Below are 24,016 nucleotides of genomic sequence, written 5' to 3'. Positions count from 1 at the left end.
GCCGAGTCAGCTATGGCTGGCCTCGGGCAGCAATGGGTAGCCTCGGGCAGCTACGGCGCGGGTTCACGAGGCGCGAGGCGGGCCACCTCGGCCATCAGCTCGCGCAGCCGGGGTGAGGCGACCAGCTCCTCCAGGGACATTGGGCGCCCCTCGGCGTCAGCGATCGGCAGCCGCCAGTTCGGATACTGATCCCAGGTGCCCGGCAGATTCTGCGGTCTGCGGTCCCCCACGGCATCCGGCAGCCATACGCCGACCATCCTCGCCGGGGTGCGCAGCAGGAAGCGGTGGACCGCCTTGACGGCCCCCTCCTCGTCGCCCGGCCCCTCCGGCAGCAGCCCGAGCCGCCCCAGCAGCGCCAGCCACTCGGCGACCTCGACCGCGTCCGCCGCGCGCTCCTCGGCCAGGGGACGGGTCAGCAGGCCCAGCCGGTGCCGGAGTTCGACATGGTCGCCGGTGAGGCGGGCGGCCGTGCTCGGCAGATCGTGGGTCGTCACGGTGGCCAGGCAGTCCGCGCGCCACTCCGCGGGGGACAGCGGCCGGGCGGCGCCCGCTGCGGCGGCACCGTCGTAGTGGCGCTCGAACCACATCACCGACGTCCCCAGCACCCCACGCCGCTCCAGCTCCTCCCGCACGCCGGGCTCGACGGTCCCCAGGTCCTCCCCTATGACGACCGTCCCGGCCCGGTGCGCCTCCAGGGCGAGCACGCCGAGCATCGCCTCCGCGTCGTAGCGGACGTAACAGCCCTCGGTCGGCGCACGCCCCTCGGGGACCCACCACAGCCGGAAGAGGCCCATCACATGGTCGATGCGGAGCGCCCCCGCGTGCCGTAAGAGGCCGCGCAGCAGATCGCGGTAGGGGGCGTAGCCGGTGGCGGCGAGGGCGTCCGGGCGCCATGGCGGCAGTCCCCAGTCCTGGCCCCGGGAGTTGAAGGCGTCCGGGGGCGCGCCGATCGACATGCCGGCGGCGAAGACGTCCTGGAGCGCCCAGGCGTCGGCGCCCGAGGGATGGACCCCGACCGCCAGATCGTGGACGAGGCCGATGCCCATGCCCGCGTCGAGCGCGGCGCGCTGGGCGGCGGCGAGCTGGGTGTCGGTGAGCCAGGCGAGCCAGCAGTGGAAGTCGGTGCGGTCCAGGTGCTCGGTCCGGGCGCGGGCGGTGGCGGCCGAGCGCGGATCGGCCAGGCCGCCGGGCCAGGTGCGCCATTCGGGGCCGTGGGTCTCGGCGAGCGCGCACCACAGGGCGTGGTCCTCCAGGGCCTGGCCGTGCTCGGCGAGGAAGTCGCAGTAGGCGGCGCGGCGGCCGGGGCTGAGCGGGACGGTCCGCACCAGCTCCAGCGCCTCGCGCTTGAGGGCCCAGACGGCGTCCCGGTCGATGAGGGCGCCCTCGCGCAGGACGGACGTACGGAGGGCGGTGGCGGCCTCCAGGAGCTGATCGGCCCGCTCGCGGGCGCGGCCGCGCAGCTGGACGTATTCGGGCACGTCCTCGATCCGCAGATGGACCGGGTCGGGGAAGCGGCGCGAGGAGGGGCGGTACGGCGAGGGGTCGGTGGGGGCGCCCGGGGTGCCGGGCACGGCGGCGTGCAGCGGGTTGATCTGGACGAAGCCGGCGCCGAGCGCCCGCCCCGACCAGGCGGCCAGATCGGCCAGGTCGCCGAGGTCGCCCATGCCCCAGGAGCGTGCGGAGAGCAGTGAGTAGAGCTGCACCAGAAAGCCGTGGCTGCGGGCCGGGGATAACGGCATCCGGTCGGGGGCCACGATGAGGGGGGCGGTGGCGCGGCGGCCGTCGGGGGCCTCGGCGAGCAGGGTGTGGGCGCCGGGCGGCAGCGCGGTGAGCGCGGTAAGGAGGCCGTCGGCGGTGGGGCCCTCCGTAAGGACGCCACCCGTATGAGCGCTGTCCGTGCGGGGCTCCGTAAGGGGGCCATAGGCCTCACGGGTCCCCGCGGCCGCCCGCCCCCGCGTGTGCGGTGCGCCGTCTTCGGGGCGCACCCGCAGCGCCGTGCCTTCGGGCAGGCTCAGGCGTGGCGCCTTGCCGGGGCGCACCACCACGCAGGGGGGCAGCAGCTGGTCGCGCTGCCGGCGCTCATGCCGGTCCAGCGCTTCGCGTACCGATTCGGGGGTCGAGGCGTCCACGCCGAGCGCGGCCAGTACGGCGACGACTGTGTCCTCGGGCACCTGGACGGTGCGGCCCGGGGCGGGCTCGTAGGAGGTGGCGACACCGTGCAGCTCGGCGAGCCGCGCTCTGCCCATCAGTACTCCATCGGCTCGCAGCCCGCGCCCACGCCGGTGAGGGCGGCGGTCGGCTCACTGGTCAGGGGACGTTCGGCGGCGAGCGGGGGCTCGCTGGTCAGGGGAACGTTGTCGGCGAGCGGGGGCTCGCTGGTGAGGGGCGCCTCCGTGGCGCTTCCGGACCCGAAGCCGTCCAGGCCGCACAGTCCACAGTCGGGGTCGGAGACTCCGTCGAAGGGATCCGGTTCACTGGACGCCTCGGGTCCGGGTTTGGACAGGGCGGAAAGCAGAAGCTGAGCTGACGCGGCCACACGGACCTCCGTGGGGTTGTCGGCAGTGGGTCATCCCGAGCCCTACCCGCTCCGGACGGATGCAGACGTAAACGCCCCCCGTACGTGCTGTAGGTCACATCCCCTCTGGACGGCGATTTCACGGCTGTAAGGGATCGGGAGCACAGAGTTTACGAACAGGACCGCCCTTCATCCGTCAGACTTGCGCCGGGCGCGCCGCGCCGGGCCCGGTCCGCCCGATGCCTCGCGCACGCGGCAATGCCGACAGTTCGGTCGTCCGCGTTGACACCCTCACCGGCCTGGTGGTGGGCTCACGCCTATCGGCGCCGGCTACGGGGACCGGCTATCTGGATCGAGGAGAGGCCCGTGCAGTTCGGGGGGAAGAGGCCCAGGGCCGCGGGGGCGACGGCCATGGCTGCCGCGGTCATCGGCGGGCTGCTCGGCGGCGCCCCGGCGGCCGCCGCCGCACCGGTGGACCACGGCTCCCCGGGCGCCTCCACACCGGAGCGCGACAGCAGCGACGGCATACCGCCCGTATGGCCACGCCCCCAGTCGCTGCGGGCCCACGGGCCGGAGCTGGCCCTGGGGGACGAGGCCACGCTCATAGCCGACGGCGACGCCGATCCGTACGCCCTGGACGCGCTGCGCGGCCTGCTGCACGACGCGGGGGTGCGCACCGTCAACGAGGCCACACCCGGTGGCAAGGCCCCGACGCGCGGACTGGTGGTGCAGGTGGGCGGCCGGGGCGCGGCCGGCGCGCTGCGCGCCCTGCGCGCGCCCGAGCGCGGCGACCTCCCGTCCGGCGGCTATCTCCTGGCCACGGGCCAGGTGCGGGGGCAGCCCACGGTCGCGCTGTCCGGCGTCGGCCCCGACGGTCTCTTCCACGCCGTCCAGACCCTGCGCCAGCTGCTGGTGAAGCGGGAGGGCAAGGGCTCCGCCGTCGCCGGGGTGACCGTCCGCGACTGGCCCGGGACGGCCGTAAGGGGCACGACCGAGGGCTTCTACGGCTCCCCGTGGTCGCACCGCGACCGGCTGGCCCAGCTCGACTTCATGGGCCGCACCAAGCAGAACCGCTATCTCTACGCGCCCGGCGACGACCCCTACCGGCAGGCCCGCTGGCGCGACCCCTACCCCGCCGAGCGGCGCGAGGAGTTCCGCGAGCTGGCCACGCGCGCCCGGGCCAACCACGTCACCCTCGGCTGGGCGGTCTCCCCCGGCCAGGAGATGTGCTTCTCGTCCTCGAAGGACCTCAGGGCGCTGCTCCGCAAGGTCGACGCCATGTGGGCGCTCGGGGTGCGCTCCTTCCAGCTGCAGTTCCAGGACGTCAGCTACAGCGAGTGGCACTGCGGCGCCGACGCCGACGCCTTCGGCTCCGGCCCGGAGGCCGCCGCCACCGCACAGGCCAAGGTGGCAGGCGCCCTCGCCCGCCACCTGGCCGACCGCTACCCCGGCTCGGCCCCGCTGTCCCTGATGCCGACCGAGTACTTCCAGGACGGCGACACCGAGTTCCGGCGCGCGCTGTCCGGTGCGCTCGACGACAGCGTGGACGTCGCCTGGACCGGGGTGGGGGTGGTGCCCAGGACCATCACCGGCGGTGAGCTGGCCGGTGCCCGATCGGCGTTCGGCCACCGCCTGGTCACCATGGACAACTACCCGGTCAACGACTGGGCGCAGGACCGGATCTTCCTCGGCCCGTACACCGGCCGCGATCCGGCCGTGGCCACCCAGTCCGCGGCGCTGCTGGCCAACGCCATGGAGCAGCCGACCGCCTCCCGGATCCCGCTGTTCACCGCCGCCGACTTCGCCTGGAACCCGCGCGGCTACCGCCCCCAGGAGTCCTGGCAGGCGGCGATCGACGACCTCGCGGGCCCCGACGCCGAGACCCGCGCCGCCCTGCGCGCCCTCGCCGGGAACGACGCCTCCTCGACGCTCGGCGGCGACGAGTCCGCGTATCTGCGCCCGCTCCTCGACGCGTTCTGGACGGCCCTGGCCGGTACCGACGTGGGGCGGCTGGAGCGGTCCGGGGACCGGCTGCGCGACGCCTTCCGGACCATGCGCGACGCCCCCGAGCGGCTGTCCCGCACACTGGGCGACGATGTGCGGCCCTGGCTCGACCAGCTGGGCCGGTACGGCGACGCGGGCGTCCGGGCCGTGGACATGCTCACCGCCCAGGCACGCGGCGACGGAGCGGCGGCCTGGAAGGCGCGGCTCGCGGTGGAGGCGCTGCGCGAGAAGATCGGGGACAGCCGGGTCACGGTCGGCAAGGGCGTTCTCGATCCCTTCCTCGCCAAGGCCCTGACACGGGCGGACGCCTGGTCGGGCGTGGACCGGACCCCGAAGCAGGGGCTGCGGACCGGCAAGGACGACCACGCGGCCGCCGACGGTAAGGCGGCCACGCAGGTGGCGTCCCCCGGCCGCCCGGTCACGGTGCGCTTCGGCCGCAGCCGTCCGCTCTCCGCCGTCTCCGCGCTCACCACCCGGGTCCAGGACGCCTCACCGGGCACCGTGGAGGCGCATGTCCCCGGTCAGGGCTGGCGCAGCCTCGGTGCGCTCTCGGGCAGTGGCTTCACCCAGGTCAGGGCGGCCGACGGGGACAAGGACCTGCTGGCGGACGCGATCCGGCTCAGCTGGCCGGCCGGCACCACCCCGCCGGCCGTGCACGAGATCACGCCCTGGTTCGGCGACACCCCGGACGCCGGGCTCACGCTGTCCCACAAGACGGCGGACGCGGAGATAGGCGGCGGCGCGGCCGTCGTCGAGGCCCAGCTGGTCTCCCACCGCCCCGGCGATGTGAACGGCGACCTCACGGTGAAGGCACCGCGCGGCATCACCGTCCGTACCCCCGGCGGGGTGACGGCCCCGCGCGGCGGCGCGGTGACCGCCCGCTTGGAGATATCGGTGGCCCAGGGCACCAAGGCGGGCAGCTACTTACTCCCGGTCCGCTTCGGCTCGGAGGAGCGCATGCTGACCGTAAGGGCGTTCCCGGGCGCCGACGGCCCGGACCTGGCCCGCGCGGAGGGCACGAAGGCGACCTCGTCCGGCGACGAGACGGCCGATTTCCCGGCGTCCGCCGCGATCGACGGCAGGGCGGACACCCGCTGGTCCTCCCGGCCCGAGGACGGCGCATGGCTCCAGCTGGAGCTGGCCCGCCCGGCCCGGATCGGCCGCCTCGACCTGAACTGGCAGGACGCCTACGCCTCCCGCTACCGCGTCCAGGTCTCCGGGGACGGCCGCACCTGGCGCGACGCGGCGACGGTCGCCCATGGGAAGGGCGGGCGGGAGTCGATCGGCATGGACGCCCCGGACACGCGTTTCATCCGCGTCCAGGGCGTCGAGCGCGCCACCCGCTTCGGCTACTCCCTCTGGTCGGTCGCCGTCTACGCGGCCCAGAAGGACTAGGACCCGCTCAGGCCCTCTCCGCTTCGGCTCCCCGGTGTCCGGCCGGGCACCGGGAGCTTCCGGCCCCTGGGCCCTGCCGGCCAGGGGCGGATCGAGTCGTCAAAAAACATGACCCGGGTCTCAGGCAGATTTGCCGTCGATCCGGGCCATGGCGTCTTCCGCGCCGTATGCCTGCAGGTATGGCAGCCAGCGCGGGTCCCTATGCCCCGTGCCGATGATCCGCCACGCGAGCCCCGAAGGCGGCGCGGGTTGATGGCGCAGCCGCCAGCCGATCTCGGCGACATGGCGGTCTGCTTTGACGTGATTGCAGCGACGGCACGCGGCGACCACGTTTTCCCAGGTGTGCTGCCCGCCACGGCTGCGCGGGATGACGTGATCGACGCTGGTTGCGACGCCACCGCAGTACGCGCATCGACCGCCGTCGCGGGCGAACAGCGCGCGGCGGGTGAGCGGGACGGGGCCGCGAAAGGGCACCCTCACAAAGCGCTTCAGCCGGACGACGCTGGGTGCGGGGATCGCGCGGGTCGCGCTGTGCATCAGGGCGCCTGAGTCCTCAAGGCTGATGGCCTTGTCGTTGAGGACGAGTACGAGCGCGCGGCGGAGCGGTACGACGCCGAGGGGCTCGTACGACGCGTTGAGGACCAGGACATGCGGCACGGGGGCCTCCTTGTACGCCGGCGGCGCGTGGCTCGCGCCGGGACGATCTCCCCCAGTTTCCCCTGAACCCTGGCCGGAACGCCACTATCACCGGGTTAACGGTTGAGAGGCATTTCCGCGTACCGCGCGTATACCGCCCGCGCGCGGTAGGGGCGGCGGCCGCGTGACCACCGTCCCGACGGCCTTACGGCGGCCTCGCTCACGGGGCGCGGGCGGCGGGACACCACTGCGGAGTGGCAAGAATCACGGCCCCTGCCCGCCGGTGTCGCCGCACCCTCCCGGCCGGGGCAGAAGGTGGAATTGCGGCCTCCGGCCCCGCTCATACGCGCCCCCTGAGCACGCTCGCGCGCTCTCGAACACAGGAACGGCGCGTCTCGCGCCCGGCTACTGTGTGAGAGGTTCCGCGCGCGGGTGATCCGTGCGGGCATGTCGCATACGAAGGGTTTCTGCTGTGTTCTGGTCCGCTGCTCTGGCCGCAGACTCGACGCCTCGTCCCACGACTCTCGACGATGCGCATAGGAGCGCCACGAACGCCGCGGGCTGGGTGGAGGAGAACTGGTCCACCTGGCTCGGCATCGGCCTGCGCATAGCCCTGATCCTGATCATCGCCTTCGTGCTCCGGTCCGTCATCCGGCGGGCGATCACCAAGCTGATAGAGCGGATGAACCGCACGGCCCAGGCCGTCGACGGCACCGCGCTCGGCGGGCTGCTGGTCAATGTGGAGCGACGGCGCCAGCGTTCCGCGGCGATCGGCTCGGTGCTGCGCTCCGTCGCCTCGTTCATGATCATGGGCACCGCGGCGCTGATGATCCTCTCCGCGCTGCAGATCAATCTGGCGCCACTGCTGGCCAGTGCCGGGGTCGCGGGTGTGGCGATCGGTTTCGGCGCCCGCAATCTTGTCACCGACTTCCTCTCCGGTGTCTTCATGATCCTCGAGGACCAGTACGGGGTCGGCGACACGGTCGACGCCGGGGTGGCCTCGGGCGAGGTGATCGAGGTCGGGCTGCGCGTCACCAAGCTGCGCGGGGACAACGGCGAGATCTGGTACGTGCGCAACGGCGAGGTCAAGCGGATCGGCAACCTCAGCCAGGGCTGGGCGACGGCCGCGCTCGACGTCCAGGTCCGGGCCGAGGAGGATCTGGACCACGTCCGCTCCGTGATCACGCAGGTCGGTGTGGACATGGCCAAGGACGAGCCGTGGAACGAGCGGCTGTGGGAGCCGATCGAGGTCCTGGGGCTCGACGCGGTGTATCTGGACTCGATGATCGTCCGGGTGTCGGCGCGGACCATGCCCGGCAAGTCGCTCGGTGTCGAGCGGGAGCTGCGCTGGCGGATCAAGAAGGCGCTGAACGAGGCGGGCATTCAGCTCGTCGGCCGGCCCCTGGACCCGGAGCTGCAGACCGAGGCCGTCGATCCGTCGGCCGCCACGGCGGCGCCGTCGGCGCTGGCCAACCCGGAGTCACCGCAGTCCACGGCGGCCAGCCCGCTCTCCGCCCCCGCCGGTCCAGCCGCCGCCCCCTCCGCGACGGTGCCGCCGCCCGCGCAGAAGTAAGCGCGCCGCCCACGCGGAAGTAAGCGCGCCGCCCACGCGGAAGTGAGCCCGGCGGACATGGCAGGTCTCCCGCCCCAGGAAGGGACGGGAGCCCCATGGCAACCGTAAGGAGCTCAGCGCCCGCTCAGCGGCGGTGGTGGCCGCCGAACGAGGTGAGGTAGCCGGCCGCGGGGGTGCCCACGCCGGTCACATCGTCGTAGCCGACGACCGCGTGCAGCGAGCTGTCCCGGCCGAGGCTGCGCAGCGAGGTCACCAGCCCGTCGGAGTCGTCGTGGCTGTTGACGTAGTCGACCCGGACCACGCCCAGCGAGACACCGGCGCCCAGCGGGTGGTCGGTCACATCGTGGTACGAGGCGGTGCCGTACCGGTCGTAGAGCGACGGGTTGGCGAAGCCGATCGGCTGGCCGCCGCGGGCCTGCTGGGCGAGCGCCTGGACACCGGCGATCACGGGCGCGGCCAGCGAGGTGCCGCCGATGCGGTACTCGCCGTACTGGAGCGATCCGTCCGGGAAGGTCTGCGTCTGGCCGACCAGGAAGCCGGTGTTGGGATCGGCCACGGCCGCGACGTCCGGGGTCACCCGCTGCTTGGTCGTGCCGCCGCCTGCCAGGGCGAGCGAGTCCGGGACCACTCCGCGCTGGTAGAAGGGCTGGGCGACGGTCTTGCTGGTGCCGCCGCCGGCGCCGGAGGTGTATCCGCCGGGCAGCGCCTCCCAGTTGGTGCCGTCGGCCGAGAGGGTGGCCTTGGTGGTGCCCCAGCCGGTCTCCCACTGGTACGTGTCGCCCTTGCCGACGGCCAGGGAGGTACCGCCGACCGCCGTCACCCACGCCGAGTTGGCCGGGGTGTCGACCTGCTTGGTGCCGGTGGACGCCACGTTGTCGCCGTTGTCACCGGAGGAGAAGTAGAAGCCGATGCCCTCGACCGCGCCCTGCTGGAAGATCTGGTCGTAGGCGGCGGCCACGTCCGGCGTCTCGTTGGCCTCCACATCGCCCCAGGAGTTGGAGACGATGTCGGCCAGCCGGTTGTCGACGACCTTGGCGAGCGAGTCGAGCAGATCGTCGTCGGTGCAGGAGGCTCCGCCGACGTAGACGATGTCGGACGCGGGGGCCACCGCGTGCACCGCCTCGACGTCGAGGGTCTCCTCGCCGTACCAGCCGCCCGCGTCGCACTCCTCGGTGTACCGGTAGTCGGCCGGCAGCACCTGCGTCAGCTGGCCCTTGCGGTAGGCCGGGTCGCCGTTGCGCTGGGCGTACTTGGCGGCGTCCGCGGCGATGGTCGGCGAGGCGAAGGCGTCGGTGATGGCGACGGTGACGCCCTTACCGGTGTTGCGGCTCTTGGCGCCGTAGGCGGCGCGCAGCTGCTTGCCGGTGTACCCCTTGATCGCGTACGGCTGCTTGGCGCCGTACGCCGACGGCAGGCTCCGGTCGGTCCGGGAGCCGTAGAAGGTGGAGAACGGCCCGGCGTTCTTGAAGACCGGACCGGGGGGCGGGAGGGTCTCGTCGTGCTTGGCCCGCTTGGGCGCGTTGTCCAGACCGACGACGGTCAGCACGGCGCCGTGGAGCGAGGCGGGCACGGTGGCCGCGTTCGACGGCGCCCGGTAGACCTTGCCGCCCTTGGTGTAGTTGTGCAGCTGGGTGCCGAACGCCCGCTCGGCGGCCGCGACTTCGCCGGTGACGGACAGATAGTGCTGGTTGGCGCCGGTGACGTCGAGCCCTGCGCCCTTCAACCAGGCGGTCACGGCGTCCTTCTGTTGCCGTGTCGCTCCGAAACGTGCCTGGGTCTGCCGGGCCGAGAGATACCTGCCGTAGTCCGGCGAGGACGGGTCGGACACGGCCTTCGCGTAGTCGGCCAGCCCCTTGGCGTCCCGTCCGGCGAGGTAGACGCGGGCGGTGACCTTATTACCGTCATCGGTGGCGCCGCGGTCCGAACGCACCGTCGCCCAGGTGGGCTTGGTGCCGTTCAGGGTGTCACGGCCTTGCGGTGTGGAGTCGGCCTGGGCCGTGGGTATGCCCAGTGCCAGCGCACCGGCCACCAACGGCAGCGCCGCCGCCAGCCCCAAGGCCGTGCGCTGTCTGGAACGGGCCGCGCGCTTCCGGGAAGAAGATCTCACCAAACCCCCTGCGATACGAGTAGTCGCATTCCGGTGGGGGCCGACGATCACAGCCACCCCACCGGAGGCCACTCTTACGGTGACTTGTCCATGCCAGGTACATGCGAGATCCATCTCTTCGCCAAGAACCCGCCAAGGAAAGCCCACCCATGACCCATTGACGCCACCCCGGTCCGCCCCCTAGCTTGCTGTTCATCAATAGGAAACTTTCTTAACAGAGTGAGGACGGGGGCAGCACATGGCCGCACCACCCGGCAGCAGCACGCAGGGCGGCACGCCCGGGACTCCCCGCGTCCTCCGCGCCATGAACGACCGCGCCGCGCTGGAGCTGCTGGCCGCGCACGGGCCGCTCACCCGGACCCGGCTCGGGGAGCTGACCGGGCTGTCCAAGCCCACCGCCTCCCAGCTGCTGACCCGCCTGGAGTCCGTCGGCCTGGTCCGCACGACCGGGAACGTCACCGGACGGCCGGGGCCCAACGCGCAGCTGTACGAGATCGATCCGGCCGCCGCCCATGTGGCCGCGCTCGCCGTCGACCAGGAGGGCATCACCGCCGCCGTCGCCGACATCACCGGCCAGGTGGCCGGTGAGCACCGGGTGACGGCCCCGGCGACCGACGAGAGCCTGACCAACCGGACCGGAGAGCTGGTCGCCGAGGCGGTGGACGGCGCGCTGGCCGCCGCCGGGCTCGGCCGCGACGATCTGCACTCCACCGTGATCGGCACCCCCGGCGCGCTCGACCCGCGCACCGGGAAGCTGCGCTACGCCCCGCATCTGCCCGGCTGGCAGTCCCGCACCCTGCGGGACGAGCTGGCCCAGGTGCTGCACACCCCGATCGTCATCGAGAACGACGTCAATCTCGCCGCCATCGCCGAACAGCACCACGGCACCGCCCAGGATTTCGACGACTTCGCGCTGGTCTGGGCCGATGAGGGGGTCGGCGCGGCCATCGTGCTCGGCGGCACCCTGCTGCGCGGCGCCACCGGCGGGGCCGGCGAGATCGGCTATATGCCGCTGCCGGGCGCCCCGCTGGCCCGGGGCGGACCGGACGCCGCCGCCCGGCCGGACGGGGGCGGGGGGTTCCAGATGCTGGTCGGCTCGCCCGCCGTCGTGGAGCTGGCCCGCGGCCACGGGATCGACGCGCCCACGGCCACCAAGGCGCTCGCCGCCGCGCTGCGCACCCCGGGCGCGGGCGACGAGGTGCTGACCGAGCTGGCCCGTCGGCTGGCCACGGGGCTGGCCTCCGTCGTCGCCGTGGTCGACCCGGAGCTGGTCGTCCTTTCGGGTGAGGTCGCCCAGGCCGGCGGGGAGCGCCTGCGTCAGCTGGTCGAGGCGGAGATGACCGGTCTCGCACTGCCCCGCCCGCAGTTGCGGATCAGTGAGCTCGAGGGGGATCCGATTCTCATCGGCGCGCTGCGGACGGCGGTCGCCGATGCCCGTCAGACGGTTTTCGACACCGCCCGATTCGACGCCTGATCCACCGCCCCGCTCTCCCCGTACTTCCTCCTCGTACTTCCTCCTCCCCGTAACTTCCCCGTTCATCATCCGGCGCCCGCACCGCCGCTTCCCCCTGCCGTCCCCCCGTACCGCAGTAAAGGAAGTCCCCCATGCCACGAAAACTGGCCGCTCTCGCGTCGGTGCTGAGCGCCGGCGCCCTCCTCCTGACGGGCTGCGCCAATCCCAGCACCGGCAGCGCCGAGGATGATCCGACCAAACCCGTCACGCTGAAGTTCTGGCACGGCTGGTCGGAGAAGAGCGAGGTCAAGGCGATCGATGCCAGCATCGCCCGGTTCGAGAAACTCCACCCCAATATCAAGGTGAAGGCGACCGGGAACGTCACCGACGCCACCGTGAACCAGGCGCTGCGGGCGGGCGGAAGCGATGCCCCCGATGTGGTCTCCTCCTTCACCACCAACAATGTGGGGCAGTACTGCTCGTCCGGGATGTGGGTGGAGCTCAATCCGTTCATGCGGAAGACCGGGCTGGACAAGACCAAGGTCTTCCCGAAAACGCTGCTCGACTACACGAGTTACGAGGGCGACCAGTGCGCCCTCCCGCTGCTCGCCGACGCGTACGGCATGTACTACAACAAGGACGCCTTCGCGGAAGCGGGCATCAAGCGGCCACCGCGCACCATGTCGGAGCTGCGGCGCGACGCCGTCAAGCTGACCAAGCGCACCAAGAGCGGCGGCTATCAGCGGGTCGGCTTCATGCCCAATTTCCGGCTCTACCAGAACAGTCCGGACCGGCTCTTCGCCCAGTGGGGCCCGTCCTATTTCGGCAAGGACGGCAAGGCGCGGCTGGCGAAGGAGAAGGCGTCCAAAGAGTTCTACGCCACCACCCGGGAGCTGATCCGCGGCCAGGGCGGCTACGGCCCGCTGGAGACGTTCCGCACCTCCTTCGGCGATGAGATGTCGTCCCAGAACGCCTTTCTCACCGGAAAGCTCGCCATGCACATGGACGGCGAATGGCGCGGGCTCTTCATGAAGGGCGCGAAGTTCAAGTGGGACACCGCTCCGCTGCCGGTGCCCGACGACCGGCCCGAAACCTACGGCCGCGGCTATCTCACCGGCACCGTGGTCGGCATCGCGCACTCCAGCACCCATCAGAACGCCGCCTGGGAGCTGGTGAAGTTCCTGACCGCCGACACCGACCAGGTGGTCGCCTTCGCCAACGCCATTCACAATGTGCCGTCCACCAAGGCGGCGCTCACCTCCCCGAAACTGGACTCGGATCCCACTTTCCGGGCCTTCCTCGATATCGCGCAGAACCGCTACAGCACCGCCCTGCCGCCCTCGATCAACGGCGGTCAGTACGTCACCTCGCTGCAGGACTTCTCCTACGGCGTCGAGGCGGGCAAGGTGCACGATCTGGACGCGGGGCTACGGAAACTCGATGACGAGATAGACGCCGACAATCTCCAGGCACAGAACTGACGGAGTGCGATATGGCCACCTTGACGAACGCCCCCGCCCTGCGCCGCAAAGCACGGCGAGAGCGGCTGCGCACCCTCGGTTTTCTCTCCCCCTGGCTGGTCGGCTTCACCGTCTTCTTCGGCTACCCGCTGCTCGCCACCGTCTACTTCTCCTTCATGCACTACAACCAGATCGAGGCCCCGACTTTCGTGGGGCTGCGCAACTGGCGCTATGTGCTGGAGCAGATGCCGCTGTTCGGACCGGCGCTGTGGAATACGCTCTGGCTGGTCGTGGTCATGGTGGCACTGCGGGTCGTCTTCGGCCTGGGCATCGGACTGCTGGTCACCAGGATCAAGTCCGGGGTGGGATTCTTCCGCACCGCCTTCTACCTGCCCTATCTCGCCCCTCCGGTGGCGGCCACCGTCGCCTTCGTCTTTCTGCTCAATCCCGGTACCGGCCCGGTGAACGACATCCTCGGGAATATCGGGATCCACGCGCCGAACTGGTTCAACGACCCGGCCTGGGCCAAGCCGTCCCTCGTGCTGCTCTCCCTGTGGGGCATCGGGGATCTCATGGTCATCTTCATGGCGGCCCTGCTGGACGTGCCCAAGGAGCAGTACGAGGCGGCCGAGCTCGACGGCGCCGGGGCGTTCCACAAGTTCCGCTATGTGACCTGGCCGTCGATCACCCCGATCGTGATGTTCGCGGTCGTGACGGGTGTCGTCCAGACCATGCAGTACTACACCCAGGCGCTGGTCGCCGGAAAGCTCGCCTCCGGGGTCAGCATCGGACCCGGATCGGTCATCCAGCCCGGCTATCCCGACCACTCCACGCTCACCGTGCCGCAGCTCGTCTACTCGCTCGGCTTCCAGAACTTCAACACCGGAGCCGCCTGCGTGCTCTCGCTCGTGCTGTTCGCGATCGCGATGGCCGTGACGACGCTACTGATGCGCAAGCGTGCCGGACTGCTGTCGGCCGAGGACTGAGAGGACCGATCCGCCATGACCGCCACCACCGCCCTCTCGGCGCCATCCGCGCCCGCGCGCCCCGCCGCCGGCCGCTCCCCCGCCCCCGCCGCCCGCCGCCGCGCTGCGCTGCACTGGATCGCCGTGCACACGGTCGCCATCGCCGCCGCGCTCTTCTTCATCCTGCCCTTCGTCTTCGTCTTCCTGACCTCGGTGATGAGCGATGACCAGGCGCTGAGCGGCGATCTTTGGCCCACCGAATGGAACTGGTCGAATTACGCCGATGTCTTCAACACTCCGGGCTTCCTGGACTGGTGGCGCAATTCGCTGATGTACGCCGGGCTCGGCACCCTGTTCACGGTCTGTTCCTCCATTCCGGTGGCCTACGCCCTCGCCAAATTCCGCTTCCGCGGCCGCCGCACCGCCATGATCATGGTCATCTCCACGATGATGCTGCCGCCGCAGGTGATCGTGATCCCGATGTATCTGGTCTGGGCCCAGCAGCTTCATCTGTCGGGTTCGCTGTGGCCACTGATCATCCCGATGGCGTTCGGCGACGCGTATTCGATATTTCTGCTGCGGCAGTTCCTGCTGACGATCCCCCGGGAGTACCTGGAATCGGCGAAGGTCGACGGCAGCGGTGAACTCGGCACGCTGCTGCGCATCGTGGTCCCGATGGCCAAGCCGGGGATCGCGGCCGTCGCGCTCTTCCAGTTCTTCTACTGCTGGAACGACTACTTCGGCCCGCAGATCTACGCCGCGCAGAATCCGGGCGCCTGGACGCTCAGTTACGGCCTGGAGAGCTTCAAGAGCGCGCACAGCGTCAACTGGAATCTGACGATGGCCGCGACCCTGCTCGTCATGGCCCCCGTCATCATCATCTTCTTCTTCGCTCAGAAAGCCTTCGTCGAAGGCGTCACACTGACAGGAGTCAAGGGTTGAAGCTCGCAGTCGTGGGGGGCGGATCCACCTACACCCCCGAACTCATCGACGGATTCGCCCGGTTGCGGGACGCGCTGCCGCTGGAGGAGCTCGTCCTGATCGACCCGGCCGCCGACCGGCTGGAGCTGGTCGGCGGGCTGGCGCGCAGGATCTTCGCCAAGCAGGGCCACCCGGGCACCATCTCGTGGACCGACGACCTGGACGCGGGCGTGGACGGCGCGGACGCGGTCCTGCTGCAGCTGCGGGTCGGCGGCCAGGCCGCGCGGAACCAGGACGAGACCTGGCCGCTGGAGTGCGGCTGCGTCGGACAGGAGACCACCGGCGCGGGCGGGCTGGCCAAGGCGCTGCGCACCGTCCCGGTGGTGCTGGACATCGCCGAGCGGGTGCGCCGCCGCAACCCCGACGCCTGGATCGTGGACTTCACCAACCCGGTCGGGATCGTGACCCGGGCGCTGCTCACCTCCGGGCACCGGGCGGTCGGCCTGTGCAATGTCGCCATCGGCTTCCAGCGGAAGTTCGCGAAGCTGCTGGGTGTCACTCCCGGCGAGGTGACGCTGGAGCATGTGGGGCTGAACCACCTCACCTGGGAGCGCGCGGTGCGCATCGGCGGCATCGACGGCGAGGATGTGCTGCCCAAGCTGCTCGCGGAGCACGGCGAGGCGATCGCCGAGGATCTGCGGATGCCGCGCACGCTGGTGGACCGGCTCGGCGTCGTCCCCTCGTACTATCTGCGCTACTTCTACCAGCACGACGCGGTGGTGAGGGAGCTGCGCAGCAAGCCGTCCCGGGCGGCGGAGGTCGCGGCGATCGAGCGGCAGCTGCTGGAGATGTACGGCGATCCGACGCTGGACGAGAAGCCCGAGCTGCTCGGCAAGCGCGGCGGGGCGTTCTACTCGGAGGCGGCGGTCGATCTCACCTCGTCCCTGCTGGGCGACACCGGTGAGGTGCGGATCGTCAATACGCTCAACAACGGCACCCTGCCCTTCCTGCCCGACGACGCGGTGATCGAGGTCCCGGCGGCCGTCGACGCACAGGGCGCGAAGCCACTGCCCGTGCGCCCCCTCGAGCCCCTGTTCGCCGGTCTGGTCGCCAATGTCACGGCGTACGAACACCTGGCGCTGGAGGCGGCGTTGAAGGGCGGCCGGGAGCGGGTCTTCCAGGCGCTGCTGGCCCACCCCCTCATCGGCCAGATCGAATACGCCGAGAAGCTGACCGACGACCTCATCGCGCACAACCGGGAGCATCTGGCGTGGGCCTGACCCAGTCCGTATCGACCCCCTCTCCTTCCCCTTCGTCCCCTGCCTCCGATTCCGCCGCTTCCGCGCCGGAGCCGTCGGTCCTGGCGATCGACGCGGGCAACAGCAAGACCGATGTCGCGCTCGTCGGTCCGGACGGCTCCGTCCTCGGCGCGGCCCGCGGCGGCGGCTTCCGGCCGCCCGTCGTGGGCGCCGAGGCCGCGGTCGGCTCGCTCGCGCCGCTGGTGGAGGAGGCGGCGCGGCAGGCGGGCGGGTCCGGCCCACCGCGCGTGGGGCATATCTCGGCGTGCCTGGCCAACGCCGATCTGCCCAGCGAGGAGGAGGAGCTGACGGGCGTACTGGCCGAGCGCGGCTGGGGCGCCACCGTCACGGTCGCCAACGACACCTTCGCCCTGCTGCGGGCCGGGGTCGCCGACGACGGCGAGCCGACCGGCGTCTCCGTGGTCTGCGGCGCGGGCATCAACTGCGCCGGGATCGGCCACGGCGGCCGGGTGGCCCGCTTCCCCGCCATCGGCCGGATCTCCGGCGACTGGGGCGGCGGGGGCTATCTGTCGGAGGAGGCGCTGTGGTGGGCGGCGCGTGCGGAGGACGGCCGCGGCGAGCCGACCGAGCTGGCCCGCGCCCTGCCCGCGCAGTTCGGCCTGACCACCATGTACGAGCTGATCGAGGCGCTGCATCTGGGCCGGCTGGACGCGGCCCGGCGGCATGAGCTGACGCCGGTGCTCTTCGCGGTGGCCGACGCCGGCGACGAGATCGCCCGGGCGATCGTCGACCGCCAGGCGGAGGAGGTGGTGACCATGGCCGCGGTCGCCCTCGGCCGCCTCGATCTGCTGGGCGAGGAGACACCGGTGGTGCTGGGCGGCGGGGTGCTCGCGGCCCGCCATCCGCTGCTGGACGACCGGATCCGCGAACTGCTGGCGGAGCGCGCCCCGAAGGCCGAGCCGCGGGTGGTCACCGCACCGCCGGTGCTGGGCGCCGCGCTGCTGGGCCTGGACCGCACCGGCGCGCCCGAGGCGGCGTACGCCCGGCTGCGCGCGCACTACGCCCCAGCTGATGACGCGGAAAGTGGAACCGAAAGTCCGTCCGAAGCGTAATGAAAAGGGGAGGGAAGATCGCGATCCGAACAAGATCCAGGCTCGACCGGTGACCTCTCCTGGCGCCGCGGTCCATACTGCTGCGACACCGACCGCGACACCAACTACGGAATCCGGGCCAAGGGGGAGGTCTTGTGTCATACCCGCCGACCACCGGCAGAGCCGCGCCGCCACCCGCGCCCGCGGCCCCGCCGCGGACCGCGTGGCGTGAAGGGCTCGACCGGGCGCGGGCGGCGGCGACGACCGAGCCCGGCCGGCTGCGCGTCATCGGGGCCGTGCTGGCCGCGCTGGTGGTCGCGTTCGGCGCGGTCACGGCCTGGCAGGTCTCCGACCGGCAGACCGCGGCGGACGCCGTGGCCGAGCGCAGCCAGCCGCTGAGCGCCGACGCGGCGCAGATCTACCGCTCCCTGGCCGACGCGGACACCACGGCGACCAGGGGCTTCCTGGCGGGCGGCCAGGAGCCCGCCCAGGTCCGCAAGCGCTATGTGCAGGACATCGACACCGCCTCCGAGCTGCTGGTGAGCGCCGCCGCCAATACCGGTGGCTCGGCCTCCGCCCGCGAGGAGATACGGAAGATCAACCAGCTGCTGCCGGTCTACACCGGCCTGGTCGACTCCGCGCGCGCCAACAACCGCCAGGGGCTGCCGCTGGGCGGCGCCTATCTGCGCTATGCCAACGACACCATGCGCAGCCGGCTGCTGCCCGCCGCGGGCAGGCTCTACCAGGCCGAGACCGCCCGTCTCGGGGATGACTACGAGGACGCCGAGGCATGGCCGTGGGTGGCGATCGGCACCGGCCTGGTCGCCCTGGGCGCGCTGGGGTGGGCCCAGCGCCGCCACTACCAGCGGACGAACCGGGTGCTCAACCACGGCATGCTCGCCGCCACGGCCGCCTCCACGGTGGTGATGCTGTGGCTGGTGGTCGGCCATGCGGTCGCCAGCACCGAGCTCAGCGACTCCAACGACCACGGGGCGAAGTCCCTCCAGGTGCTCAACGAGGCGCGGATCGACTCCCTGCGGGCCCGCGCCGACGAGAATCTGACCCTGGTGGCGCGCGGCGCGGTCGTCGTCGACGAGGACGGCGCCAACAAGGGCAAGGACGCCTACGAGGTCAGCTACGGCTCGCGGATGTCCGCGCTCGTGGGGAAGTCGTCCGGCGGCAGCCCCGCAGAGGGCAGCCTGCTGGACAGGGCGCGCGCCCTCGCGGACGACGACGAGGGCCGGGAGCCGCTGGACAAGGCCGCCGACCGGGTCAAGGAGTGGCAGGTGCGGCACAAGGCCGCCCGCACCGCCGACGACGGGGGCGACTACAAGACGGCGCTGACCAAGGTCATCGGCGCCAAGGACAGCACCGGCGAGTCCTTCGACGCGGTGGACAGCCAGCTGGCCGAGGCCCTCGCCCACGAGCAGCGGGAGTTCCAGCAGGCCGCCGACGACGGACGCGGCGCGCTCACCGCCATGGCACTGGGCGCCGGGGTGCTGGCCGTGCTGGGAGCCGCGGGCGCGGTGCTGGGCATAGGCCGCAGACTGTCGGAGTACCGATGAGGACGATGGGGGGCGGAAGCATGCGATCGCTGCGATCGGCCGCCGCGGTGACGGTATGCGCCCTGGGCGTGGCCACGGCCATCGCGGTACCGGCGATGATGGACGACGGCGGCCACGGCGACACCAAGGGCGGTGCGGCGCGTCCGCAGACGATGCGGACCGGTGCCGAGGCCGAGGCCGCGGCGGACAGCTGCCGCAATCCCGAGGCGAGCCTGCGCCCGTCCAGCGCCAGCGGACCGGCCATCAAGCGGATCAAGAACCGTGAGGTCAACGGCCACAAGCTCAACAAGCTGATCGCCGGCGTCGACCAGAACAGCTACCGCTGGGGATACCGCGATCCGGCCACCGGCGACCTCACCGGCTTCGACATCGACCTGGTGCGCGCGATAGCCGAGGACATATTCGGCGATCCGGACGCGGTCATCTTCCGCACCATACCCACCAGTCAGCGCATCAAGGCCCTGCAGCAGGGCAAGGTGGACGTGGTGGTGCGCACCATGACCATCAACTGCGACCGGATCAAGGACGTCGCGTTCTCCACCGCGTACTTCCAGGCCGGGCAGCAGGTGCTGGTCGCCGACGACTCGTCCATCACCGGCTACAACAAGACCCTGCGCGGCAAGAAGGTCTGCACCGCGCAGGGTTCCACCGCCGAGGCCGAGCTGGACAAGCCGGACACCGGGGCCGAGCATCTGGGCGCGATCAAGGTCAAGCCCGTTCCCAACCAGCTGGACTGCCTGGTCAGGCTGCAACTCGGCGAGGTGGACGCGGTGATCACCGACAATGCGCTGGCGGCCGGCCAGGCGGCCCAGGACCCCTCCGTCAAGCTGGTCGGCTCGCGATTCACCGATGAGCTCTACGGCGTGGCGATGAACAAGGACGACGACGACCTGGTACGCCGGGTCAACAAGGTTCTGGAGAACTACCGCCAGGGCGGTGCCGGCAGCCCCTGGATGCAGGCCTACCAGAAGTGGCTCGCCAAGGACTTCAGCACGGCACAGGAGAATCCGGCACCACCCGCCCCCGAATACAAGGACTAGCGCCGGACCCGGACACATCGGGGACGAGCGAGGATCACGGACCGGCAAGGATTAGCACCCGCCTCACACGCGTAGGGATGACGCTGCAGACGGATCACACAACGGTTACGGACATGGAGAGGTGATCGATGGGGGTCCCGGGACCCTTCCCCAGCTTCGCGGGGGCACCCGACGGCCCGGTCATGGGCCGTGAGGAGGTGGACCGCGCGCTGGCGAAGCTCGCCGCCGAGCACGAGGCGATCGAGTCCTCGCTGCTCGCCCTCCAGGACCACGCGGGCAGAAGGCTTCTCGAGGGCGCCGAGCTCACGGGCGTCACCAAGGACCGGTGGTCCACCACCGAGCAGGCCATCTCTCTCCTGTGGAGCTACTTCGACGCGTACTCCGAGGCCCTCACCCGCGCCCGCGAGCTGCGCTCCCGTCACCGCTGGCCGACGCAGGAAGAGCTGACCGAGCTCACCGAGCTGCTGTGCGGCACCGCGATCACCCTGCCCAGCAGCGCCACCCTCGGCGGCTCGCCCCTGCTCAGCGAGGAGTTGAGCCTGGACCGGCTGGTCGACCGGATGAACCGCTGGTACGCCGAGGCCCTTGGCGTCATCGTCAGCGCCGACGCCGTATGGTCCGCGCTGCCCGCCCGGATCGACATGCTCTCCGCCGAGCTGCACCGCACCCGTTCGCTCGCCCACTCCGTCGGAGTGCGCCCCGGTGAGCACCCCTCGGGGGACGATCTGGAGCAGATCACCGCCGAGCTGACCGCGCTGCGCGCCGAGGTGGTCTCCGACCCGCTCGCCTTCTGGAAACCGGCCGGCGGCAGCTCCGCGCCCGGCGGCGGCAGCCCCGACACCCAGCGCTATGACCGCTCCGCCCGCGCCCTGGAGGATGTGCGACGGGAGATCGAGGCGGTCCTGGACGTGCGGCAGGACGCCGAGCGGCGGCTGATGCGGCTGCGGGATGTGCTCTCCCGCGCCGATCGCACCCTGGCGGAGGCGCGCCAGGCGCGCGGTGAGGTGCTCGCGAAGATCGCGGCGTCGGAGGTTCCGGCCGTCAGCGGCCCGCCGACGGCGCTGCACGAGCAGCTGGTCGCCGCCGCCGACTACCGCAGGCGCTCCCAGTGGCACCGGCTCTCGCCGCTGCTGGAGAGCCTGGAGCAGCGCGCCGACGACGAATTGCTGCGGGCCCGCGAGTCGTTGACCGCGGTCACCGCGCCGCTGGCGGTCCGCGCCGAGCTGCGCGGCCGTCTCGACGCGTACAAGGCGAAGGTCGCCCGCCACGGCATGGCGGAGGATCCGATGCTGGTGGAGCGGTATGACGTGGCCCGCCGGATGCTGTGGAGCGCCCCGTGTGATCTGCGGGCGGCCGAGCAGGCCGTGCTGCGCTATCAGCGGGCGGCGGCCGAGGCCCTGGTGCCACGCCAGACGGGCCCGGCCGACGAAGGTATCGAGGGAGGCACGAAATGACTGCGGCGGTCGCCGCCTGCCAGCGGCGTGACTGCGGCGGGTCCTACGAGGACGTGGGCGGAGGTGAGCTGTACTGCGATGTCTGCGGTATGGCCCCGGTCGTCTCACCGCAGGGGCTGGTGGCCTCACCGCCCACCGGGATCACCGGGCAGGGCGGGCCGGTCGGGGGCTCCTCGTCGTCGGGCGGCGGATCCTCGTCGTCGGTCAGGGGCTCCTCCCTGCCGTCCGGCCGAGGCTCCTCCCCGTCCTCCGGCCGGGACTCCTCCTCCAGCGCCTCGAGCCGGTCGCGTTCGGCACGCTCCTCCTCGTCCCGGCGCTCGGTGTCCGGGCGGCTGTCCCGCTCCATGTCCGGGCGTTCTTCGTCGCGTTCGGTCTCGGTACGCAGCTCCCGCTCCGCCACCTCGGCCTCCTCGGGGCGGAACGCACTGGGCGCCGGTCTGGTCAGCGTCCCGGATGTGCCGCGCCCCGATCCGCGGACGGCGGTGCTCGCGGATCCCGAGGTCCCCGAGCGGAAGCGGTTCTGCAGCCGCGGGGACTGCGGTGCCCCGGTGGGCCGCGCCCGCGGCGAACGGCCGGGCCGCACCGAGGGGTTCTGCACCAAATGCGGCCATCCGTACTCGTTCGTACCGAAGCTGAACCCCGGTGACATCGTCCACGGCCAGTACGAGGTCGCGGGCTGTCTGGCGCACGGCGGGCTCGGCTGGATCTATCTGGCCATCGACCGCGCGGTGTCGGACCGCTGGGTGGTCCTCAAGGGCCTGCTGGACACGGGCGACGAGGAGGCCCTGGCGGCCGCCGTCTCCGAGCGCCGCTTCCTCGCCGAGATCGAGCACTCCAACATCGTCCGGATCTACAACTTCGTCGAGCACCTCGACCAGCGCACCGGCAGCCTCGACGGCTACATCGTCATGGAGTACGTGGGCGGCAAGTCCCTCAAGGACATCGCCAACGCCCTGCGCACCACCGACGGCCGGCGCAATCCGCTGCCCGTCGAGCAGGCCTGCGCCTACGGCATCGAGGCCCTGGAGGCGCTCGGCCATCTGCACAGCCGCAATCTGCTCTACTGCGACTTCAAGGTCGACAACGCCATTCAGCAGCAGGACCAGCTCAAACTGATCGACATGGGCGCGGTCCGGCGGATGGACGACCACGACAGTCCCATCTACGGAACGGTCGGCTACCAGGCCCCCGAGATCGCCGAGACCGGCCCGTCGGTCTCCTCCGATCTCTACACGGTGGCGCGCACCCTGGCCGTGCTCACCTTCGACTTCCAGGGCTATACGAACGTCTTCGTGGACAGCCTGCCGGACCCCGAGCACATCGAGGTCTTCCGGCGCTATGAATCCTTCTACCGGCTGCTGGTGCGGGCCACCGACCCGGACCCGGGACGCCGCTTCGCCTCCGCGCGGGAGATGGCCGACCAGCTGACCGGGGTGCTGCGGGAGGTCGTGGCGCTGCAGACCGGGCGGCCCCGGCCGGCCCTGTCCACCCTCTTCGGGCCCGAACCGCGCGTCGTGGACACCGAGTTGTTCGCCGACGACGGCCAGGATCCGTCCCTGCTGGGCGCCCGGCCCATCGGCCGCGGCGCCACCGCGCCGGTCCCCGCGCAGCGGCCGCCGGGTCCGCTGGCCCTGCCGCTGCCCGCCATCGCCACCCTGGAAGGCGGAGCCACCGCGCTGGCCCTCCCGGTGCCGATGGTGGACCCGGACGACCCCAACGCCGGATTCCTGGCCGGGCTGCTGGCCGCCGACCCCGCCGAGGTGAGCGCCGCGCTGCGGACCGCGCCCGTCGACTCGGTCGAGCTGCGGCTGCGCCGGGTCCGCGCCCAGCTGGAGCTGAGCCAGGAGCATGACGCGGGCGTCGCGCTCACCGGCCTGGAGGCCGCGTACAGCGACGACTGGCGGATCGTCTGGTACCGGGGGCTGCACGCGCTGGCCACCGGCGACCGCGAGACGGCCGCGCTCTCCTTCGACGCCGTCTACGACGCGTTTCCCGGTGAGCCCGCGCCGAAGCTGGCGCTCGGCGTCTGCGCCGAGGTCCTGGGCCAGTTGGACAACGCGGCGGAGTACTACCGCCTGGTGTGGGCCACCGACCCCAGCTTTGTGAGCGCCGCCTTCGGCCTCGCCCGGGTCCTGCTGTGCTCCGGGGACCGGGCGGGCGCGGTGCGGGCCCTGGAGTCCGTCCCGGAGTCCTCGATCCACTACACGGCGGCGCGGGTCGCCGCCGTACGGGCCCGGCTGCGCCAGCGCGCCCCGTACGACGCCCTGCTGGGCGATCTGGCGGCCTCGGCCGCCCAGGTCGAGCGGCTGGGCGAGTTCGGGCTGGACGCGGTGCGGCGCGAGCGGCTGCGTACGGAGGTCCTGGGCAGTGCCCTGGATTGGGTACTGTCCGGCAGCAGCGGGGCGCCCCCGGGACACAACCGGCCGCCTCTGCTCGGCAGCAGCCTGGACGAGCGCGGGCTGCGCTTCGGATTGGAGCGCTCGTACCGGGTACTCGCCAGACTCGCGCAGCGAGGCGAGGAGAGGATCGAACTGGTGGAGCGGGCCAACCGTTTCCGCCCCAGGACGTGGGTGTGATC

General features: G+C 71.9%; 16 protein-coding genes. 12 read left to right on the top strand and 4 right to left on the bottom strand.

Going from position 1 to position 24,016, the window contains the following annotated elements:
* Positions 1-50 precede the first annotated feature (50 nt).
* Complete coding sequence (gene malQ / locus J8403_RS27990) at positions 51-2,246, bottom strand: 4-alpha-glucanotransferase (RefSeq protein WP_211125592.1); 2,196 nt, start codon at positions 2,244-2,246, stop codon at positions 51-53.
* Complete coding sequence (locus J8403_RS27985; RefSeq protein ID WP_059145677.1) at positions 2,246-2,536, bottom strand: hypothetical protein; 291 nt, start codon at positions 2,534-2,536, stop codon at positions 2,246-2,248. The genes malQ and J8403_RS27985 overlap by 1 nt, the downstream gene beginning before the upstream one ends.
* 390 nt (positions 2,537-2,926) lie before the next feature.
* Between J8403_RS27985 and J8403_RS27980 the strand changes: the two genes are divergently transcribed.
* Positions 2,927-5,914 (top strand): glycoside hydrolase family 84 protein, encoded by a 2,988-nt coding sequence (locus J8403_RS27980; RefSeq protein ID WP_211125591.1) that lies wholly within the window; start codon positions 2,927-2,929, stop codon positions 5,912-5,914.
* A gap of 120 nt (positions 5,915-6,034) precedes the next feature.
* Here the strand turns inward: J8403_RS27980 and J8403_RS27975 are convergent, their stop codons facing one another.
* Positions 6,035-6,571 (bottom strand): HNH endonuclease, encoded by a 537-nt coding sequence (locus J8403_RS27975; RefSeq protein ID WP_093461819.1) that lies wholly within the window; start codon positions 6,569-6,571, stop codon positions 6,035-6,037.
* Positions 6,572-7,022: 451 nt separating this feature from the next.
* On the opposite strand from J8403_RS27975, the gene J8403_RS27970 reads away from it, so the two are divergent.
* Positions 7,023-8,123 (top strand): mechanosensitive ion channel family protein, encoded by a 1,101-nt coding sequence (locus J8403_RS27970; protein WP_211125590.1) that lies wholly within the window; start codon positions 7,023-7,025, stop codon positions 8,121-8,123.
* Between the two features lie 124 nt (positions 8,124-8,247).
* Here J8403_RS27970 and J8403_RS27965 read toward each other — a convergent pair whose 3' ends face one another.
* Positions 8,248-10,230 (bottom strand): S53 family peptidase, encoded by a 1,983-nt coding sequence (locus J8403_RS27965; RefSeq protein ID WP_246586016.1) that lies wholly within the window; start codon positions 10,228-10,230, stop codon positions 8,248-8,250.
* A gap of 238 nt (positions 10,231-10,468) precedes the next feature.
* On the opposite strand from J8403_RS27965, the gene J8403_RS27960 reads away from it, so the two are divergent.
* The 10 genes from J8403_RS27960 to J8403_RS27915 all read left to right on the top strand — a co-directional run bounded on the left by J8403_RS27960 (position 10,469) and on the right by J8403_RS27915 (position 24,014).
* Entirely contained in the window at positions 10,469-11,704 is a 1,236-nt protein-coding gene (locus J8403_RS27960) for an ROK family transcriptional regulator (protein WP_211125589.1), read from the top strand.
* A 131-nt stretch (positions 11,705-11,835) separates the two neighbouring features.
* On the top strand, positions 11,836-13,164 hold the full coding sequence (locus J8403_RS27955) for an extracellular solute-binding protein (RefSeq protein ID WP_211125588.1): 1,329 nt from the start codon (positions 11,836-11,838) through the stop codon (positions 13,162-13,164).
* An 11-nt stretch (positions 13,165-13,175) separates the two neighbouring features.
* Positions 13,176-14,129, top strand: coding sequence for a carbohydrate ABC transporter permease (locus tag J8403_RS27950; RefSeq protein WP_211125587.1), 954 nt, complete (start codon positions 13,176-13,178; stop codon positions 14,127-14,129).
* 15 nt (positions 14,130-14,144) lie between these two features.
* On the top strand, positions 14,145-15,050 hold the full coding sequence (locus J8403_RS27945; RefSeq protein ID WP_211125586.1) for a carbohydrate ABC transporter permease: 906 nt from the start codon (positions 14,145-14,147) through the stop codon (positions 15,048-15,050).
* Positions 15,047-16,309: a 6-phospho-beta-glucosidase gene (locus J8403_RS27940; protein WP_246586015.1), complete on the top strand. Its 1,263-nt coding sequence runs from the start codon at positions 15,047-15,049 to the stop codon at positions 16,307-16,309. Before J8403_RS27945 ends, J8403_RS27940 begins: the two co-directional genes overlap by 4 nt.
* Before the next feature lie 80 nt (positions 16,310-16,389).
* A complete protein-coding gene (locus J8403_RS27935; RefSeq protein WP_211128455.1) occupies positions 16,390-17,400 on the top strand; it encodes an N-acetylglucosamine kinase in 1,011 nt (336 codons plus the stop codon).
* A 134-nt stretch (positions 17,401-17,534) separates the two neighbouring features.
* The gene (locus J8403_RS27930; protein WP_211125585.1) at positions 17,535-18,944 is read left to right on the top strand and encodes a hypothetical protein; all 1,410 of its coding nucleotides are present in this window, start codon (positions 17,535-17,537) and stop codon (positions 18,942-18,944) included.
* Positions 18,945-18,964: 20 nt separating this feature from the next.
* Positions 18,965-19,984 carry a glutamate ABC transporter substrate-binding protein gene (locus tag J8403_RS27925; protein ID WP_246586014.1) on the top strand — a complete coding sequence of 340 codons (1,020 nt, stop codon included), beginning with the start codon at positions 18,965-18,967 and terminating at the stop codon, positions 19,982-19,984.
* A 128-nt stretch (positions 19,985-20,112) separates the two neighbouring features.
* Positions 20,113-21,438 (top strand): coiled-coil domain-containing protein, encoded by a 1,326-nt coding sequence (locus J8403_RS27920; protein ID WP_211125583.1) that lies wholly within the window; start codon positions 20,113-20,115, stop codon positions 21,436-21,438.
* Positions 21,435-24,014: a serine/threonine-protein kinase gene (locus tag J8403_RS27915; RefSeq protein ID WP_211125582.1), complete on the top strand. Its 2,580-nt coding sequence runs from the start codon at positions 21,435-21,437 to the stop codon at positions 24,012-24,014. The genes J8403_RS27920 and J8403_RS27915 overlap by 4 nt, the downstream gene beginning before the upstream one ends.
* Positions 24,015-24,016 lie beyond the last annotated feature (2 nt).

Source organism: Streptomyces yatensis, assembly GCF_018069625.1.
In the GTDB taxonomy this organism is placed as follows: Bacteria; Actinomycetota; Actinomycetes; order Streptomycetales; family Streptomycetaceae; genus Streptomyces; species Streptomyces yatensis.
This window is presented reverse-complemented; position numbering and strand designations above follow the sequence as displayed.